The 17,051-nt window shown below is 53.3% G+C and carries 16 protein-coding genes; 5 read left to right on the plus strand and 11 right to left on the minus strand.

Translation table 11 applies throughout. The features are described 5' to 3' along the window. Positions 1–54: 54 nt before the first annotated feature. From TH25_RS03935 to TH25_RS03945, 3 genes are all read right to left on the minus strand, one after another. A complete protein-coding gene (locus TH25_RS03935; RefSeq protein ID WP_114087124.1) occupies positions 55–924 on the minus strand; it encodes an NAD(P)-dependent oxidoreductase in 870 nt (289 codons plus the stop codon). A 206-nt stretch (positions 925–1,130) separates the two neighbouring features. Beyond that, positions 1,131–2,297 (minus strand): polyphosphate kinase 2, encoded by a 1,167-nt coding sequence (gene ppk2, locus TH25_RS03940; protein WP_258549022.1) that lies wholly within the window; start codon positions 2,295–2,297, stop codon positions 1,131–1,133. A 104-nt stretch (positions 2,298–2,401) separates the two neighbouring features. After that, entirely contained in the window at positions 2,402–2,740 is a 339-nt protein-coding gene (locus TH25_RS03945; protein WP_114087125.1) for a DUF1127 domain-containing protein, read from the minus strand. Positions 2,741–2,933: 193 nt separating this feature from the next. Here TH25_RS03945 and TH25_RS03950 point away from each other — a divergent pair, with 193 nt between their 5' ends. Then, positions 2,934–3,893, plus strand: coding sequence for a transcriptional regulator GcvA (locus TH25_RS03950; protein ID WP_114087126.1), 960 nt, complete (start codon positions 2,934–2,936; stop codon positions 3,891–3,893). A 26-nt stretch (positions 3,894–3,919) separates the two neighbouring features. Here the strand turns inward: TH25_RS03950 and TH25_RS03955 are convergent, their stop codons facing one another. After that, on the minus strand, positions 3,920–4,336 hold the full coding sequence (locus tag TH25_RS03955) for a DUF1489 family protein (protein ID WP_114087127.1): 417 nt from the start codon (positions 4,334–4,336) through the stop codon (positions 3,920–3,922). Between the two features lie 205 nt (positions 4,337–4,541). Between TH25_RS03955 and TH25_RS03960 the strand changes: the two genes are divergently transcribed. From TH25_RS03960 to TH25_RS03970, 3 genes are read left to right on the plus strand one after another with little or no spacing between them, the layout of a single operon-like run. Continuing rightward, complete coding sequence (locus TH25_RS03960) at positions 4,542–4,835, plus strand: DUF2849 domain-containing protein (protein WP_114087128.1); 294 nt, start codon at positions 4,542–4,544, stop codon at positions 4,833–4,835. 12 nt (positions 4,836–4,847) lie between these two features. Further along, complete coding sequence (locus TH25_RS03965; protein WP_114087129.1) at positions 4,848–6,503, plus strand: nitrite/sulfite reductase; 1,656 nt, start codon at positions 4,848–4,850, stop codon at positions 6,501–6,503. Then, the gene (locus TH25_RS03970) at positions 6,490–7,017 is read left to right on the plus strand and encodes a DUF934 domain-containing protein (RefSeq protein ID WP_114087130.1); all 528 of its coding nucleotides are present in this window, start codon (positions 6,490–6,492) and stop codon (positions 7,015–7,017) included. Before TH25_RS03965 ends, TH25_RS03970 begins: the two co-directional genes overlap by 14 nt. Before the next feature lie 373 nt (positions 7,018–7,390). Here the strand turns inward: TH25_RS03970 and TH25_RS03975 are convergent, their stop codons facing one another. Beyond that, positions 7,391–7,774, minus strand: a complete 384-nt coding sequence (locus TH25_RS03975) for a hypothetical protein (RefSeq protein WP_181847387.1) — start codon at positions 7,772–7,774, stop codon at positions 7,391–7,393. A gap of 616 nt (positions 7,775–8,390) precedes the next feature. On the opposite strand from TH25_RS03975, the gene TH25_RS03980 reads away from it, so the two are divergent. Further along, a complete protein-coding gene (locus tag TH25_RS03980) occupies positions 8,391–10,055 on the plus strand; it encodes a methyl-accepting chemotaxis protein (protein ID WP_114087132.1) in 1,665 nt (554 codons plus the stop codon). An 87-nt stretch (positions 10,056–10,142) separates the two neighbouring features. On the opposite strand, the gene TH25_RS03985 is transcribed toward TH25_RS03980, so the two are convergent. The 6 genes from TH25_RS03985 to TH25_RS04010 all read right to left on the minus strand — a co-directional run bounded on the left by TH25_RS03985 (position 10,143) and on the right by TH25_RS04010 (position 17,015). Continuing rightward, entirely contained in the window at positions 10,143–11,066 is a 924-nt protein-coding gene (locus TH25_RS03985) for a hydroxymethylglutaryl-CoA lyase (protein ID WP_114087133.1), read from the minus strand. A gap of 2 nt (positions 11,067–11,068) precedes the next feature. After that, positions 11,069–13,069 carry an acetyl/propionyl/methylcrotonyl-CoA carboxylase subunit alpha gene (locus tag TH25_RS03990; protein WP_114087134.1) on the minus strand — a complete coding sequence of 667 codons (2,001 nt, stop codon included), beginning with the start codon at positions 13,067–13,069 and terminating at the stop codon, positions 11,069–11,071. Between the two features lie 4 nt (positions 13,070–13,073). Next, positions 13,074–13,880, minus strand: a complete 807-nt coding sequence (locus TH25_RS03995) for an enoyl-CoA hydratase/isomerase family protein (RefSeq protein WP_114087135.1) — start codon at positions 13,878–13,880, stop codon at positions 13,074–13,076. Positions 13,881–13,896: 16 nt separating this feature from the next. Beyond that, positions 13,897–15,504, minus strand: coding sequence for a carboxyl transferase domain-containing protein (locus tag TH25_RS04000; RefSeq protein ID WP_114087253.1), 1,608 nt, complete (start codon positions 15,502–15,504; stop codon positions 13,897–13,899). 302 nt (positions 15,505–15,806) lie between these two features. Then, positions 15,807–16,403, minus strand: a complete 597-nt coding sequence (locus TH25_RS04005; RefSeq protein WP_114087136.1) for a 2-hydroxychromene-2-carboxylate isomerase — start codon at positions 16,401–16,403, stop codon at positions 15,807–15,809. Between the two features lie 138 nt (positions 16,404–16,541). Beyond that, positions 16,542–17,015, minus strand: coding sequence for an Lrp/AsnC ligand binding domain-containing protein (locus TH25_RS04010; RefSeq protein WP_114087137.1), 474 nt, complete (start codon positions 17,013–17,015; stop codon positions 16,542–16,544). Positions 17,016–17,051 lie beyond the last annotated feature (36 nt).

The raw sequence follows: 17,051 nt of genomic DNA on the forward strand, positions 1-17,051 counted from the left end.
ATAAAAATGGCGGCATTGCAAGGTGCCGCCATTTTTTCGGTAAGGTTTATAAAATCAGTCGTTTGCCAGCAGGTGGATCAGGCTGGAGGTATCCCAGCGATTGCCGCCGCGTCCCTGAACCTGGGCGTAGAACTGGTCAACCAGGGCCGTGACGGGCAGGCGCGCGCCATTGCGGCCTGCTTCATCCAGGCAAATGCCAAGATCCTTGCGCATCCAGTCAACGGCAAAGCCAAAGTCGAATTTGCCATCCACCATCGTCTGGCCGCGATTTTCCATTTGCCAGCTACCGGCTGCGCCTTTGGAAATCACATCAATCACCTTGGTCATATCAAGGCCGGCCTTGTTGCCAAAATTCATCGCTTCCGCCAGGCCCTGAACCAGACCGGCAATGCAAATCTGGTTGACCATTTTGGTCAATTGGCCGCTGCCGCTTTCGCCCAGCAACTGGCAGGAACGGGCAAAGGCATCGATGATCGGTGCTGCTTTGTCAAAGGCTGCCTGGTCGCCGCCGCACATCACGGTCAAAACACCGTTTTCGGCCCCGGCTTGTCCGCCGGAAACCGGCGCATCAATAAAGGAAACGCCCTGTTTGGCGGCAAGTTCATACAGTTCGCGCGCAACATTGGCCGATGCGGTGGTGTTGTCGATCAGGATGCTGCCCGATGCCATGCCTGCCAGGGCACCATCCGCCCCGGTGATGACGCTGCGCAAATCATCGTCATTACCAACGCAGCAAAAAACAAATTTCGCACCTTCGGCGGCCTTTGCCGGGGTTTCGGCGAAGTTTCCGCCAAATTCGTCGGCCCATTTTTCGGCTTTGCTGGTGGTGCGGTTATAGACGGTAACACTGTGTCCGGCTTTTTGCAGGTGTCCCGCCATCGGATATCCCATGACGCCAAGCCCGATAAATGCACATTTGGCCATGTTGCGGCCTCCCGTTTTGTGGTTTTTCCTGTGCGTTATAAAGGCTGCGCGTGGCGGGATTGTCAATTGGTGGCGCACAACTCATGCAGATATTGGTTTGTGAATAATGCCCGGCGCAAAAATGCCTTGGTACAAAGCCGCTTTAGTTTGAAAAGAAACCGGGCACGTTTCGAGCAAACCCGAAACGTGCCTCAAGGTTCCTCGATTTATTCGTCGATGCCCAATTCCTGATCCACATTGCGAATGATGCGCGGATCATATTGCAAGAGGTCGGGCAGTTTACCCTGATAGTCAAATTGCGACAGGAAATAGCGAATGGCATTGATGCGGGCGCGTTTTTTGTCATCCGATTTGACGATCACCCACGGGCAGGCCTGGGTGGAGGTGGCGTAGAACATTTCCTCCTTGGCCTCGGTATATTCGTCCCACAGGTTTTGCGAGGCGAGATCTACCGGGCTGAGTTTCCATTGTTTCAAGGGGTCTTCCTGACGTTGGGCGAACCGGCGGGCCTGTTCGTCCTTGCTGACGGAAAAGTAAAATTTGGTCATGGAAATGTGCGAGCGCAGCAACATGCGTTCAAGTTCGGGCACGGATTGCAAAAATTCGCTGACCTCAAAACGGGTGCAAAAACCCATCACCCGCTCCACCATTGCCCGGTTATACCAGGACCGGTCAAACAGCACGATTTCGCCGCCGGATGGCAAATGCTCCATATAACGCTGAAAATACCACTGGGTGACTTCGCGATCATTGGGTTTATCAAGTGCAACAACCCGTGCGCCGCGCGGATTGAGGTGTTCGGTAAAGCGTTTGATGGTGCCGCCTTTGCCTGCTGCATCGCGGCCTTCAAAAATGATCAGGGCCTTTACCTTTTCACTTTTGACCCAGTTCTGGAATTTTAGAAGCTCGATATGCAGCGGGGCAATAAGTTCAAGATACTGTTTGGTCTTGATCTTTTTGAGAGGCTCATCAGGCGTGTCGGGCAGATCTGCGGGGACACTGACCTGTTTGTGAATAATATGGGTTGCCCGTTTGGCGACAGCGGCAGCTTCCTTTTCGGTTTTCATCGTGTCTTTGTGGGCCATCTCGATATCGTTTTGTCGTTTGGTGGCGGCATCACGGGGGTGTTTGTCTTTATCTTTATGGTGATGATGTGTTCCGTTGCCATCATCCACACGTTCCATTGTCAGGCTTTCGGAATCCAGTAACATGTGATCGCGGGTTTCGCTATCCAGGCCCTGCAGGTCGGGATGGCGGTTGGCATGGCTGCGACTGTGCTGGGTTTTGTGAACCGCATCGTCAAGAACCGGAATGTCGTCGTTTTTTTTGTCGGATGTTGTTTTTTTTGATGCCGGTTTTTGCTTTTTGGCCATGTCTGATCCTTTCCGTGGCAGGGCAACCGCCGGTCTTTTCTGCGACCGGGACTGTTCTATCAAACAGGATACGTATTCTTTTCAACCGGTCGCAAGCAGACAGATCAATTTTTCAAATGAAAGTTCCAATGTGCGGGTCTTTCGGGAATATGATCAAAGTCGCGCCGCGAAAGACCGATATCTGCCAGGTTGCGGTCGCTCATGATGCGAACATCAAGGCGCTGTTTGCGGCGTGTCGTGAGGCGGCGTGCCAGGGCGTCAAAAAAACGATTGATGGCATCAAAAAAGCAGTTTGGTATCTGCACGGCCCTGGAATGCAGCCCGGCGATGGTGAGGTCGCGGGGCTGGTCACTGTTTTTTATGGAATTGGCCTGAAGCGCGCAGAGGGCAGGTGTTTCAGGGCATGTTTCGCCAGCCTGGCTAATGGGATTTGGAAAGGACATTTCGGTGAACTCCGTCCCGTATTACCGGGATGTGGCTGTTATCATTTGTGTTGAACAGAGTTTTTGTTCAGAAAATGCCCAGTGACAAATCATATATTCTCAGCTTATATATTAGCCAGACTAATGACTGACGGTTGGCCTGTGCTACGACGCGACTGCCGTTGAGGGACCCGGTTTTTTTTGGGGGGGTGAAATGCGATTACCGCCTTTACAGGCCTTGCGGGCGTTTGATGCCGCCGCCCGGCATTTGAATTTTACCCGTGCAGCCGAGGAGCTTTTTGTGACCCAGGGCGCGGTGAGCCAGCAGATCAGGCAGCTTGAGGATCATCTGGGATTTCGGCTGTTTTTTCGCCTGCCACGCCGCTTGCAACTGACCGATGAAGGCGAGCGCCTAGCGCGTGCCACCAGCGAGGGCTTTACCCGCATTGCCAGCGAGATCGAGAGTCTGCTGTCGGTTGAGGAAGCCGGGGTGGTGACGGTAAGTGTTTTGCAGTCCTTTGCTGTAAAATGGCTGATCCCGCGATTGGGACATTTCAGAAACGAACATCCCGATATTGATGTGCGCATCCATGCTGATGACCGGCTGGTGGATTTTCGCCGTGAAGGTATTGATCTGGCGGTTCGCTTCGGGCGCGGGCGGTACCCGAACCTGTATGTTGAACGCCTGATGCGTGACGAGATTTTCCCGGTATGCAGTCCGGATTATCTGGCCTCAAGCCCGCCCTTGCGCGAACCACAGGATATTGCCGCCCATCGATTGCTTCATGATGCAACATCGGATGATCACAAAACCAGTGCGGCGGACTGGAAGTTCTGGCTGGATGGTGTTGGCGTTACCGGCATTGATTTGCGCCGGGGCCTGCGGTTCAATAGTGGGGATATGGTTATTCAGGCGGCCCTGGTGGGGCAGGGCATTGGCGTTGCCCGCACATCACTGGCAGCCCAGGACCTGAAGGCCGGGCTTTTGGTGCGGCCCTTTTCGCAAAAGGTGGCCTCAAGCTATGCCTATTATGTGACCTGCCCGGAAGAAAACCTTAATCGCCCGCGCGTGTTGGCCTTTATTCAATGGCTGAAAAAGGAAGTGGCTGTCACTTTGAAGGATATTGAAGAAAATCAGCCTGCCATTGCCATCGGAGCGCAGGATATCAGTTGATCCGACCCGCTTGCAAATCTTTGGCTTTAAATCAGGCCCAAATCGCGCAGTTCCATTGCCATGTCTTCGGGCATGGTATCATCCGTGCCGCTGCTTTTGGCATCGGGCGGGGTTTTATCCTCCGCCAGATAACGCCAGCCCTGAAAGGCCCGAAACGGGTAGGCGGCGGTTTCAATCAGGTCCGGGTCCAGCACGATGCGACAATGTTTGATCCCGGCCTCGTCGGTAAATTCTTCGAGATCAATCACGCGCTGGCGGCAGCGAATGGCCCCTTTGATCACCCAGTAAATCGATCCGCCATCCAGCACCTCATCCCGGCGCTTCGGAGTCATGCGGGTGGTGTGATAGATGCGGCCATAGGTCTGGCGCATATATTCCTGCCACTGGCGCAGTGTTTCCGGGCTTTCGGTGCCGACACTCAATTTGATCAGGTTCTGGGGCATGGGTGCTATCAGTTTGTAAGGCTGCATGTGCACTAGCCGAGGGAATGCGGAGCGTCAAGGTTGCTATTATTAACATTAAAAATATGTTATTTATCGTATTTAACAAAAAAACTTGACCAATACGGTGTGATAAGCCAAATTCTACACAACAAAAGCCCGGTTCCGCGCGGGCACCCATGAGAGATTTACTGTCTGAGAGAACCCAATGTCCTTGCAAGTTGTTACGGCAAACCGGCTTGATGATGGCCTGGCGGTGTTTATGACCGCCGATGAGGGCTGGAGTACTGACATCCGACAGGCCATTTGCGCCGGGGATGCAGAGCAGGCCGAAGCCCTGCTGGCGCGGGCAAATACCCAAAAGCAGCAGATCACGGTTGTTGGACCGTATCTGATTGATGTTGCTAATGAAGATGGTGTGTTGGTGCCAATCAAGTACCGTGAAATTCTGCGCACATTGGGACCAAGCGTTCGCCCCGATCTTGGTTATCAGGCGGGATAAGGAGGATACATTATGTATCGTTATGATGATTTTGACCGCCAGCTTGTTGCGGAACGCACCACACAGTTTCGTGACCAGGTTGCCCGTCGTTTGTCGGGCGAACTGACCGAAGACCAATTTAAGCCGCTGCGCCTGATGAACGGTGTTTATTTGCAGCTTCATGCCTATATGCTGCGCATTGCCGTGCCCTATGGCACCATGAATGGCAACCAGATGCGCATGCTGGGTCATATTGCGCGGACCTATGACAAGGGCTATGGCCATTTCACCACGCGCCAGAATATCCAGTTCAACTGGCCGAAACTCAATGAAATCCCCGATGCGCTGGAGGATCTGGCGACGGTGGAAATGCACGCCATTCAGACCTCTGGCAATTGCATTCGTAACACCACGACTGACCAGTATGCCGGCGCTGCGGCTGACGAGATCGAAGATCCGCGCCCCTATTGCGAACTGATCCGCCAGTGGTCCACCTTCCATCCGGAATTTACCTATCTGCCGCGCAAATTCAAAATTGCGGTAACAGGCTCGCCCAATGACCGTGCCGCCGTGCGGGTGCACGATATTGGCCTGCGGATGCACAAAAATGACGCGGGCGAGACCGGCTTTGAGGTGATTGTCGGCGGTGGCCTGGGGCGGACACCGTTCGTCGGTAAAACCGTTCGCGATTTTATTGGCAAGAACGACCTGTTTTCGTATCTGGAAGCCATTTTGCGGGTTTATAACCGCTTTGGCCGCCGCGATAACAAATACAAGGCGCGCATTAAAATTCTGGTCCACGAGGTCGGGGTTGAGGAAATCAGCCGCCTGGTGGAAGAAGAATGGGCGAAAATCAAGGATGGTTCGCTGCGTGTCAGTGATGACGAAATTGCGCAATATATTGCCCAGTTTGCCCCGCCTGCCTTTGAGGAATTGCGCGATAACGACCCGGAATTTGAACGCCGCAAGCAGGCTCATCCGGATTTTGCCGCCTGGGTGCGGTCTAATGTGATTGCGCATAAACAGCCCGGTTATGCCATTGCCAATATTTCACTAAAACCGATTGGCGGCATTCCCGGTGATGCCACGGCGGAACAGATGGAACTGGTGGGTGATCTTGCCGATCAGTACAGCTTTGGTGACGTGCGTGTCACCCACGAGCAAAATCTTGTGCTGCCGCATGTGAAAAAGGCCGAACTTTTTGCCCTGTGGGCGGAATTGAAAAATGCCGGTCTGGCAACGGCCAATTTGGGTTTTGTCACCGATATTATTGCCTGCCCGGGTCTGGATTATTGTGCGCTGGCAACCGCACGTTCCATTCCGCTCTCGCAGCGTATTTCCGAACGTTTTGGCGATTTGGACCGGCAATATGATATTGGCGAGCTCAAGATCAAGATTTCGGGCTGCATCAATGCCTGTGGTCATCACCATGTTGGTCATATCGGTATTTTGGGCCTCGATAAGCGCGGCAAGGAATTTTATCAGATCACGCTGGGCGGCGATGCCAGCCAGGATGCCTCGATTGGTAAAATTGCCGGGGCCGGTTTCTCGGAAGCCGAAGTGGTGGATGCCATTGAGGCGCTGATTACGCGCTATATCGACATTCGCAATGTCGGCGAACGTTTTATCGATACCTATCGCCGTGTTGGCATGGACCCGTTCAAGGAGGTGCTTTATGGCGATCGTTAAAAATGACAGCGTGATCGAAAATGATTGGGTCGCGCTTGATGACGAGGCATTGGTGCCGGAAAGTGGCGCGAATGTTCTGGTGAGTCTGGCCCGGTTCAAGGCGGAACGTGATGCGCTGATTGCCCGGAATGGTGGCTTGGGGGTGTTGCTTGTTCCGGGGGATGCGCCCGAGGATCTGGCCGACGATATTGACCGGTTTTCGCTGATCGCGGTGAAATTTCCGTCCTATACCGATGGCCGTGGTTATTCCTATGGTCGCGTGTTGCGCGAACATTACGGGTATCAGGGCGAATTGCGTGCGGTTGGCGATGTTTTGCGCGACCAGATTTTAAATATGCACCGCTGTGGTTTTGATGCCTATGAGCTGGCCGATGAAGCGGATGTCGCGCTTGAAAAGGTCCGTGCGGCCCTGCGCGAGATGACAGTTTATTATCAACCAACCGGAGATGGCCGGGTCACAGCCGGTTCTTTGAGGGAACGGCGCCGGGCAGCTCTTGAGCTTGGTGGTTCGTAACTCCTGTCATCGGCGCACAGGGAATTGAGCAGAGCGTTAAAATGGGTATCCCGCTTTGGGATGCCCATTTTTTTTGCGTGTGCAAGCAGAGGGTCTGTTTTGGCCCATTTGACACGTGAAATGGGCGAATCGCGGGTCTTTTAACGCGCTTGTATCGTAAAATATGTCCGTTATTTTATCGGATTATGGTCAATTATATCTCATTTCTGTCTCTTGGGAATAGGATTCCCCTATTCTTGCGAGCATGAATATCGCCTGAGTCTTGCTTCGTGATGTACAACCGTTTGAAGTTGGGGGCGTAATCGGACAAAATTGTCCTTAACATTGTTGTCGCAGCCAGAGGTCGCCGCGGGTTCGGGAATTGTTGGAGGCGTTATAAGGTTGCAGCTAACATCAGGAATTGGAGGTTTTTAATCGTTTCGTGTCGTTTTTCTGCTTCCTGGGATTCCATCATTTGGTAGCCAAGAGAAATGATTTGGGAAATTTGCTGGTTGCTCCAGTCCGGATTGTGTTGTTGGCGGAAGTTTTCAAGCTCCTCAATGATCTTCCTTAATAGCTCCGGGTCGAGATTTGGCTGTGATTTTTGCGTGTCAGCCTGGGTCATGTTTCCTGTGCCTGTAAGCAACCATGTACCGTCAATTCCATGTTCCACAAGCATGGTTAAAGAGGTTGCACGTGGTTCGCTTTTGTCCAGCTCGTATCGTTCCCATGACTTTCGCGTCAATCCTGCAAGCTCGGCGGCGCGGGAAGCCGTCATTCCCAAGTGTTTTCGAGCCGTTCTGATGCGGGCGCTAAGGCAGCTTTTCATATGAGTTACGCTCGGTCACAATTGTATTCTGGTATATTTTTGAACCATTTTTGCTCGGTCACTTTCTTTTTGTGCTTGAAAAAGGGTATTTTATGTACCATTGTGGCTGGTGTCCGATGTGAGGATGTTTTACCGGCTTTTGGGGGTACAAAATGGCCGGGCTATTCAAGTGGCAGAAATATCTAGAGGTTGGAACTATCGGTTACGGGGTTTGATTAGGAATACATCTTTGCTCTTTTTGGCGATTGCGGTTGGCTCCGGTGTTGTGAGCTATGCCAAGAGTGAGTGTCCAAGTGAATATTTCAAGTGGTGCGTTCTTCTGTGCTGCTGAATTTTTGCCTGATTGGACGATGAATATTCCACATTTTATCTTACCTCGTGATTGAATATGAGTCACGTTCCAGAATGCTTCCCAAGTTTGCATATTAATGGGCTAACACTTTGTAACGCGTTAGATTCATTTTGGTTTCCCTCTTTTTCTGTTCGTTGTTTGCAAGGAATGATTGCGCGGCTGTCCGGTTTTACCGTGATGAAACAGCCAGCATGACCAAGGGGGACTCAAAAGTTGGATTTTTTAAAGAAAATCACGGTGCCACAAAAGGTTTTTGGTGGTTTTGCAATCGTGCTTTTGCTGTTGCTGGTGGTGGCGGCAATTGGTGTTTTTTCGTTGCGTTCTGCGGATCATAATTTTTCACGCTATCGGCAAACGGCGTTGCAATCACTTCAGGCGGGCCGGGTACAGGCCAATTTGCTGGAAGCGCGCATTGCGACCTATCAGTTCATGAAAAATGGCTCTTCCGATGCGATTGCGCTCGGAAAAGAGCGTTTGAAAGCGACCGATCAATATAACGAACAGCTTTTATCCTTGTTGAACCGTCCTGATCGCATTGCCGCAGGCAACAGCAATGATGAATTTATCGAAAAATACAAAGCTGCCTTTGACGAATTGGTTGCAGCCCAATCCCCGGCTGAGCGAGACGGGATTTTTTCACAGAAGCTTGAGCCACTGGGCCCCAAACTTGCGGAGAGCCTGGAAAAGCTGAAGCTTGATATCAAATCCGAACAGGATGAACTGGGTCCGCGGGCAGAAAAAGCAATTGGCGAAGCTGTTGTGTCGATGATCATTGTTGCTGTTGTCGCACTGCTGGCAGGGGGCTTTGCTGCGTGGATTATCGGGACTGGCATTTCAAAACCGATAGGCCTGATTACCGATGCGATGCGCAAGCTGTCCGGGGGGAATAAAACGATAGAGATTCCCGGGCAGGATCGCGGGGATGAAATTGGTGCCATGTCGCAGGCTGTTCTGGTGTTCAAGGAAAACATGATAAAAGCGGACGAAATGGCAGAATACGAAAAAGAACAGGTTCGTTTACGGCAGGCCCGTGCGGACTTGATTGAACGTTTGACCAAAGAATTTGATCAGGACGTTGCTGATGTTCTGAGCGGATTTGCTTCCGCGGCAACTGAAATGCAGGTAACGGCACAGTCGATGACGGCAACGGCAGAACAAACCAGTCGGCAGTCTACCGCTGTGGCAGCGGCGGCCGATGAGGCTTCGACGAATGTGCAGACGGTGGCCAGCGCCACGGAACAACTCAGTTCATCTATTGATGAAATCAGTGGCAGAGTCAGTCATTCGGCGCAAATCGCCTCGAAAGCGACGGAAGACGCAACCCGGACCAATGCACAGGTCGAAGGTCTGGCCGAAGCCGCATTGCGCATTGGCGAGGTGGTTAATCTGATTAATGACATTGCCAATCAGACCAATCTGTTGGCATTGAATGCGACAATCGAGGCTGCACGCGCCGGCGAGGCCGGAAAAGGTTTTGCCGTGGTGGCGGCAGAGGTCAAAAATCTGGCATCGGCCACCGCACGTGCGACGGACGAAATTACCAGCCAGATCAGCGCGATCCAGAATGAAACCCGAAGTGCGGTTTCGGCCATTCAGGGCATCGGAACGACCATTGCCGAGCTTAATGAGATTGCCGCAAGCATCGCCAGTGCTGTCGAGCAACAGGGGGCGGCCACAGGTGAGATCACCCGTAATATTCAGCAGGCCTCGCAGGGGACCAACGATGTTTCGCACAATATTTACGGTGTGACCGAGGCAGCCTCGACGACAGGGGCAGCCGCCCAGCAGGTACTGTCGGCGTCGGGGGAGCTTTCGCAGCAATCGGAAGTTCTTCGCACCCGTGTGGACAAGTTCCTCGCGGCGGTCAAAACGGCTTGATGTTTTTGAATAGGATTGCGGGCCGACCAGAAGATTTATCCCCGTTGCCAGACAGGCAGCGGGGATTTTTATCGGGCGCGTTAAAGATCACATCATATGGGCGGCAATTGCCAATTGCGCCTTTGAGGCCGACGGACGACCAACACGGCTGCAAATCCAGTGGCCGGTTTCCACCAGTTTTTCAAGGTTTACGCCACTGTCAATGCCCAGCCCGTTGAGCATATAAACAACGTCTTCGGTCGCAACATTACCACTGGCCCCCTGGGCATAGGGGCACCCCCCCAGGCCCGCTACCGAACTGTCAATGGTGGCAATGCCCATTTGCATTACCGCCAGCAAATTTGCCAATGCCTGTCCATAGGTATCGTGGAAATGGGCGGCCAGTTTTTCGACCGGGACATGTTCACTTACAGCGGCAATCATGTTTTGCGCCTTTATTGGCGTACCCGTGCCAATGGTGTCCCCCAGGCTGACTTCGTAACAGCCCATTTCAAAGAGTTCGCGGGCAACTCTGGCAACCTTGTCCGGGGCAATATCGCCTTCATAAGGGCAACCCAGCACACAGGAAACATACCCGCGCACGGCAATATTGTTTTTGCGTGCCGATGTCATGACCGGGCGAAAACGCTTCAGGCTGTCTTCGATCGAACAATTGATGTTCTTTTGCGAGAAACTTTCCGAGGCAGAACCAAAAATCGCCACTTCTGTTGCACCCGCGGCAATGGCGGCCTCCAGCCCTTTGATATTGGGCGTCAGCACCGGATAGGACACACCATCACGACGTTCAATCCCCGTCATGACGTCGCTGGCATCGCCCATTTGCGGCACCCATTTGGGGCTGACAAAGGCGGTGGCCTCGATCACGGAAAGGCCCGCTTCGCCCAGGCGGCGGATCAGCTCGATTTTGGTGGCTGTCGAGACCATCGCCTTTTCATTTTGCAGGCCGTCACGCGGGCCGACTTCAACGATCTTTACCTTGTTAGGCAGAGTTCCCAGCGTGCGGCGTGGCATGGTCAGGCCTCCTCGATTGCGATCAATTCGTCGCCGTCGCCCACCTGGTCGCCGACGGCAAAATAAACATCGCGGATGGTTCCTGAAACGGGGGCGGAAATGGTATGTTCCATTTTCATCGCCTCCATAATCACCAGCTTGTCACCCGCCTTTACAGCATCGCCGGTTTTTGCCATCACGGCAATGATCTTGCCGGGCATGGGCGCATTCAGGCTGCCGCCACCAGCGGCATTGGCGGTGGTATTTTCGGTGGGATCAACCCTTTCAAGGCGGTCCATTTTGCCGGGCTGGAAAACAGCCATGCTTTTGCCTGCATTTCGCACCTGGGCACGTTTGCGAACCCCATCCATAATGGCGGCAATATCGCCGTTGTCATGGGTGATTTGTTCGATGCGAACCGATGTTCCATTGGGCAGGTCGCACATATATCCAAAGTCGCGGTAATGCAGTTTCAGGCAAATTTCCTCGCCGCCATGACGCAGAACAAGATCATGGTGGTTGTCGTCATTCATGCGCCAGCCATTGGTGCTGTTCCAGGGGGACCAGGGGTCGTTGCTGGTGGCGGCAAAGGTGCGGGCTTCGCAATCGCGTTGATGGAGAATTTCCAGTGCAGCAAAGCATAGCGCGCTGTTATCCGGTTGGGCCGGGGCGGGGATCAGGTCATCCTGATAGGTGGGGATGAATCCGGTTTCAACCTCGCCACGTTCAAAGGCGGGGTGGCGGGCAATATTGGCAAGGAAGGCGGTGTTGGTGCTGACACCAACAATCTGTACATCATCTAGCGCGCGCGATAACCGGCGCAGTGCCGAAGTCCGGTCCTGATCCCAGACAATCAGCTTGGCAATCATCGGGTCATAATGGATGGAAACAACACCGCCCTGATAAACGCCTGTATCGATGCGCACATGGCGGCTGGCTTCGGGCATGTGCATATGGGTTAACGTGCCGGTGGCAGGCAAAAAGTCGTTGTTCGGGTCTTCGGCATAGAGGCGGACTTCAAAGGCATGGCCGGTGATGGCAAGCTGGTCCTGGCTTTTGGGCAGGGCCTCGCCATTGGCGACCTTCAATTGCCATTCAACCAGGTCTTCGCCGGTGATCATTTCCGTTACCGGGTGTTCGACCTGCAGGCGGGTATTCATTTCCATGAAATAAAACGCACCAGACGCATCCAGCAGGAATTCAACCGTGCCAGCACTCTGATAGCCAATTGCGCGTGCCGCATTAACGGCTGCTTCGCCCATTTGCGCGCGTAATTCTTGCGTCATGCCGGGGGCGGGGGCTTCTTCAATCACTTTTTGGTGGCGGCGCTGCAAGGAGCAATCCCGTTCAAACAGGTAAACGGCATTGCCGTGGCTATCAGCAAAAACCTGAATTTCGACATGGCGGGGATGGGAAATCAGCTTTTCGATCAGGCAGTGATCATCACCAAAGCTGGACCGCGCTTCGCGTTTACAACTGGTCAGGGCATCGGCGAAATCTTCGGGTTTTTCAACTGCGCGCATGCCTTTGCCGCCACCCCCGGCGGATGCCTTGATCAAGACGGGATAACCAATTTTATCGGCCTCTGCCGCCAGCAAGTCCGGGGCCTGATCCTTGCCATGATAGCCTGGCACCAGCGGTACACCGGCATCTGCCATAATTTTTTTGGCTTCGGATTTTGACCCCATGGCGCGAATGGCGCTGGCGGGCGGGCCAACAAAAACAGCCCCGCTATTGGCAACAGCATCGGCAAAATCGGCATTTTCGGACAAAAAGCCATAACCGGGATGAACGGCATCTGCGCCTGATTGTGCAATAACATCAAGCAATCGGTCTGACCGAAGGTAGCTTTCCGCCGGGGCGGCTGCACCAATATGCCAGGCTTCATCGGCCTGTTGCACATGCAGGGCGGATTTATCGGCATCGGAATAAACGGCAACGGTGGTAATGCCCATGCGCTTTGCGGTGGCAATGATGCGGCAGGCAATTTCGCCGCGATTGGCGATCAGAAGTTTGCGCAGCATATGTTTATTCCTTAATCCAGAAGGCGGATCGTTTTTCAAGAAAGGCACTGACCCCTTCACGACCTTCGACACTGGCGCGCTGGTCGGCGATGCGGGTGGCCGTATCCTCGATGATGGTATCGTTAATCGGCTGATGGGCTACGGCGTAAATCAGGTCTTTGGCCGCTTTCATCGCAGCCGGGCTGTTTTGCAGCAGCGTGCGCGCCATTTCATCGCCTTTGGCAAGCAGTTCTTCCGCGCTGACAACGTCATGCACCAAACCAATATTTTGTGCGGTTTTGGCATCAAACCGTTCGGCACTGATGAAGTATCGCCTTGCCTGTGCCACGCCGATGGCCTCGATCACATAAGGCGAAATAACAGCAGGTATCAGCCCCAAGCGGGTTTCCGACAGGCAGAATTTTGCCTTTTCCGATGCAATGACAATATCGCAGCACGCCGCAAGGCCAACACCACCCCCAAATGCCGCCCCATTAACCAGCGCAATGGTGGGTTTGCGCATGAAATTCAGCGTTTTCATCAGGGCGGCAAGGTTGCGGGAATCGGCCAGGTTTTCGGCATGGCTATAGGTTGCCATGCGTTTCATCCAGTTAAGGTCCGCCCCGGCAGAAAAACTTTTGCCTGCGCCTGTGAGTTGCACCACGCGCACATTGTCATCGTTATTCAGACGTTTCAGCGTGGTGGTCAAATCGCTGATCAGCTGGTCATCAAAGGCATTGTGAATTTCCGGGCGATTAAGGGTAATCCGGGCAATGCCGTTATCCGCGATCTCACATATCAGGGCAGAGTTATCATTGTTAACTTCGGTCATGACTTTCCTTCCCTGATCACATGCGGAAAACACCAAACCGGGTTTCTTCGGCCGGTTTGTTCAATGCTGCGGAAAGGCCAAGGCCCAAAACCATGCGGGTATCGGCGGGGTCGATTACGCCGTCATCCCACAGGCGGGCAGAGGCATAATAGGGATGACCCTGTTCTTCATATTGATCACGGATGGGGGCCTTGAAGGCATCCTGTTCATCCTGCAGCCAGGTTTCGCCGCGTTTTTCCATCGCATCGGCCTTGATTTGTGTGAGCACATTGGCCGCCTGTTCGCCGCCCATCACGGAAATGCGGGCATTGGGCCACATCCACAGGAAACGCGGGCTATAGGCACGCCCGCACATGCCATAATTGCCAGCGCCAAACGACCCGCCGATCAAAACGGTGAATTTGGGCACTTTGGCGGTGGCAACTGCCGTTACCAGCTTGGCGCCATTCTTGGCGATGCCGCCGCTTTCATATTTCTGGCCAATCATAAAGCCGGTGATGTTTTGCAAAAACACCAGCGGTATGCCGCGCTGGCTGCAAAGTTCGATGAAATGGGCACCCTTAAGCGCGCTTTCGGAAAACAGGATGCCGTTATTGGCAATAATCCCGACCGGATAACCAAAAATGCGGGCAAAGCCGGTCACAAGCGTGGTGCCATACAGGGCCTTGAATTCATCAAAGTCGGAACCATCGACAATGCGGGCGATGATTTCGCGCACATCGAACGGCTTTTTGGAATCGGTCGGGATGATGCCGTAAATTTCACGCGGGTCATAGGCCGGTGTGACCGGTTCGCGCAGGGTGATGCCGGGGTTTTTCGTCCAGTTCAGGTTTTTGACAATGGTGCGGGCAATGGACAGGGCATGGGCATCGTCCTGGGCGTAATGGTCAGTCACGCCTGATGTTTTGCAATGCACATCCGCCCCGCCAAGGTCCTCGGCGGAAACAACTTCGCCGGTTGCGGCCTTGACCAGCGGTGGCCCGCCCAAAAAGATGGTGCCCTGATTGCGTACAATCACGCTTTCATCAGACATGGCCGGAACATAAGCCCCGCCTGCCGTGCAGGACCCCATGACAATGGCAATTTGTGGAATACCCTTGGCCGAGAGATTGGCCTGATTGAAAAAGATGCGGCCAAAATGATCCCGGTCCGGGAAAACATCATCCTGACGCGGCAGGTTGGCACCGCCACTATCGACCAGATAAAGACAGGGCAGGTGGTTTTCCAGCGCAATCTCCTGGGCACGCAGATGTTTTTTCACCGTCATCGGGTAATAGGACCCACCCTTGACCGTAGCATCATTGGCAACAATCACGCATTCCACGCCAGAAACGCGGCCAATACCGGTAATAATGCCTGCGGCTGGTACATCTTCGTCGCCATACATGCCATAGGCGGCAAGCTGCGAAAGCTCCAGAAATGGTGATCCGACATCAAGCAACTGGCGAATGCGTTCGCGCGGCAGCAGTTTGCCCCGGCTGGTGTGGCGCTCTCTTGCGCGTTCCCCACCACCCAGTTTGATCTGGCCGATCTGGTCACGTAAATCCTCAACCAGTTTTGCCATATGGTCGGCATTGCTGCGAAAATCTTCGGCGCGAATATTGATGGCGGATTTTATCTGCATGTCCCGTCCTGCTGGGTCGAAACCAAACCGATGGGGCCAGCCGGGCGGCAGGCAAGGCGGCCCATAATGTGTTTTTGGCGCGATGGCCATGCGCCTGTTATGGCGGAAGTTTACGTAAACGGCAAGCATAAATTGGTATTTTAGTACCGAATATACGTATATGTCGTTCAGGCGCGCGGAAACGATCCTTGGAAATATGATGGATATTTCCATAGGGATATGGTTTTAAAAGAAATTCATCAGGTAACCTGGCGGGTCTGACTGGCGTGATGATGTTATTTCCAGCCCTTCACGGCAGATGGTCAGGGCCGACTTTTGATCCACTGTTCCAGTTGATCCATGCGGTCATTGCCAAAGAACGGTTCGTCTTCGTAGAAAAAGAAGGGTGAACCAAAAGCACCGCGTTCGATCGCCTCGTTAATCACGTCACGCAGGTGCTGTTTCCATTTTGGGTCCGTCATGGCGGCGCGAAGATCATCGGCATTGATGTCGTGGCGGGTGGCCGAGGCAATGACGGTTTCCTGGTTCGACATGTCCAGACCATCGGCGAAATAGCCACGATAAATATCATGGGCAAATCGCTTGGCAAGGGCGGGATCAAAGCTGTTGATCCAGTAAAAGGCGCGGCTGGGGGCCGTGGCAGCATAGGGAAATTTGGCAGGTAGTTTGAATGGTGTACCCTGCAGTTTGGCGCAACGTTCCATATCGCGGCGGAAATAGTCCCCGCGAATCGGTTGATCAACCAGGGGTGTCTGACCGGTTTGTTTGAAAACCACCCCAATCAGATAAGGCTTCCAATTAACCCTGACACCGCAACGCTGGGCCAGCCCGTCGATGCGTTCCGCGGCGAAATAGCCGTAAGGTGATGAGAAATCAAAATAAAAATCCACATCAGACATGGAATCCTCCCTGATTATCTGGTTCGATTTCCCTGATCGTTACGGATTGTCGTTATTTGTGCTACTTTAAAATGCGCGGCAGACTGAAATAGCCATGCCTTGTGTGTGTTGATGTTGGATATCTGGATGGGACCAGGGTCAGATAACGGTAATGCCAGGCCGTACCTTGACTTCTTCCATCACGACATAGGTGTGGGTCTGACTGACACCTTCAACCGATGACAGGCGTTCGAGAAATTCGCGATAGGCATACATATCGGAAACCCGGGATTTCATCAGATAGTCAAAGCCACCTGCCACCATATGACATTCTTCGACTTCGGGCAGCTTGCGTACGGCAGTGGAAAATTTGTCAAAAACATCGGGCGTGGTGCGGTCCAGAGTAATTTCGACAAAAACGACGAGAGACTGATCAAGTTTGCGCGGGTCAAGTCGGGCCATATAGCCGATAATGAAGCCCTGCTGTTCCAGGCGTCGCACACGTTCAAGGCAGGGGGTCGGGCTTAGATTAACGCGCCGGGAGAGTTCCACATTGGACATTCTGCCGTCATTTTGCAGTTCCCGGAGGATCTGTTTGTCGATCTTGTCGAGGCTTTTGATATTCTTCTGCATCTGATGTGTTTAACCAGTGTTTAAAACTGCAATTAT

This window comes from Thalassospira profundimaris (genome assembly GCF_003326755.1).
GTDB classification, from domain to species: domain Bacteria; phylum Pseudomonadota; class Alphaproteobacteria; order Rhodospirillales; family Thalassospiraceae; genus Thalassospira; species Thalassospira profundimaris_B.

Excerpts from the sequence above, each read along its gene's own strand:
- TH25_RS03935 (WP_114087124.1), bottom strand. The coding sequence starts at position 924 with ATGGCCAAATGTGCATTTATCGGGCTTGGCGTCATGGGATATCCGATG.
- ppk2 (WP_258549022.1), bottom strand. The coding sequence starts at position 2,297 with ATGGCCAAAAAGCAAAAACCGGCATCAAAAAAAACAACATCCGACAAA.
- TH25_RS03945 (WP_114087125.1), bottom strand. The coding sequence starts at position 2,740 with ATGTCCTTTCCAAATCCCATTAGCCAGGCTGGCGAAACATGCCCTGAA.
- TH25_RS03950 (WP_114087126.1), top strand. The coding sequence starts at position 2,934 with ATGCGATTACCGCCTTTACAGGCCTTGCGGGCGTTTGATGCCGCCGCC.
- TH25_RS03955 (WP_114087127.1), bottom strand. The coding sequence starts at position 4,336 with ATGCCCCAGAACCTGATCAAATTGAGTGTCGGCACCGAAAGCCCGGAA.
- TH25_RS03960 (WP_114087128.1), top strand. The coding sequence starts at position 4,542 with ATGTCCTTGCAAGTTGTTACGGCAAACCGGCTTGATGATGGCCTGGCG.
- TH25_RS03965 (WP_114087129.1), top strand. The coding sequence starts at position 4,848 with ATGTATCGTTATGATGATTTTGACCGCCAGCTTGTTGCGGAACGCACC.
- TH25_RS03970 (WP_114087130.1), top strand. The coding sequence starts at position 6,490 with ATGGCGATCGTTAAAAATGACAGCGTGATCGAAAATGATTGGGTCGCG.
- TH25_RS03975 (WP_181847387.1), bottom strand. The coding sequence starts at position 7,774 with ATGACGGCTTCCCGCGCCGCCGAGCTTGCAGGATTGACGCGAAAGTCA.
- TH25_RS03985 (WP_114087133.1), bottom strand. The coding sequence starts at position 11,066 with ATGCCACGCCGCACGCTGGGAACTCTGCCTAACAAGGTAAAGATCGTT.
- TH25_RS03990 (WP_114087134.1), bottom strand. The coding sequence starts at position 13,069 with ATGCTGCGCAAACTTCTGATCGCCAATCGCGGCGAAATTGCCTGCCGC.
- TH25_RS03995 (WP_114087135.1), bottom strand. The coding sequence starts at position 13,880 with ATGACCGAAGTTAACAATGATAACTCTGCCCTGATATGTGAGATCGCG.
- TH25_RS04000 (WP_114087253.1), bottom strand. The coding sequence starts at position 15,504 with ATGCAGATAAAATCCGCCATCAATATTCGCGCCGAAGATTTTCGCAGC.
- TH25_RS04005 (WP_114087136.1), bottom strand. The coding sequence starts at position 16,403 with ATGTCTGATGTGGATTTTTATTTTGATTTCTCATCACCTTACGGCTAT.
- TH25_RS04010 (WP_114087137.1), bottom strand. The coding sequence starts at position 17,015 with ATGCAGAAGAATATCAAAAGCCTCGACAAGATCGACAAACAGATCCTC.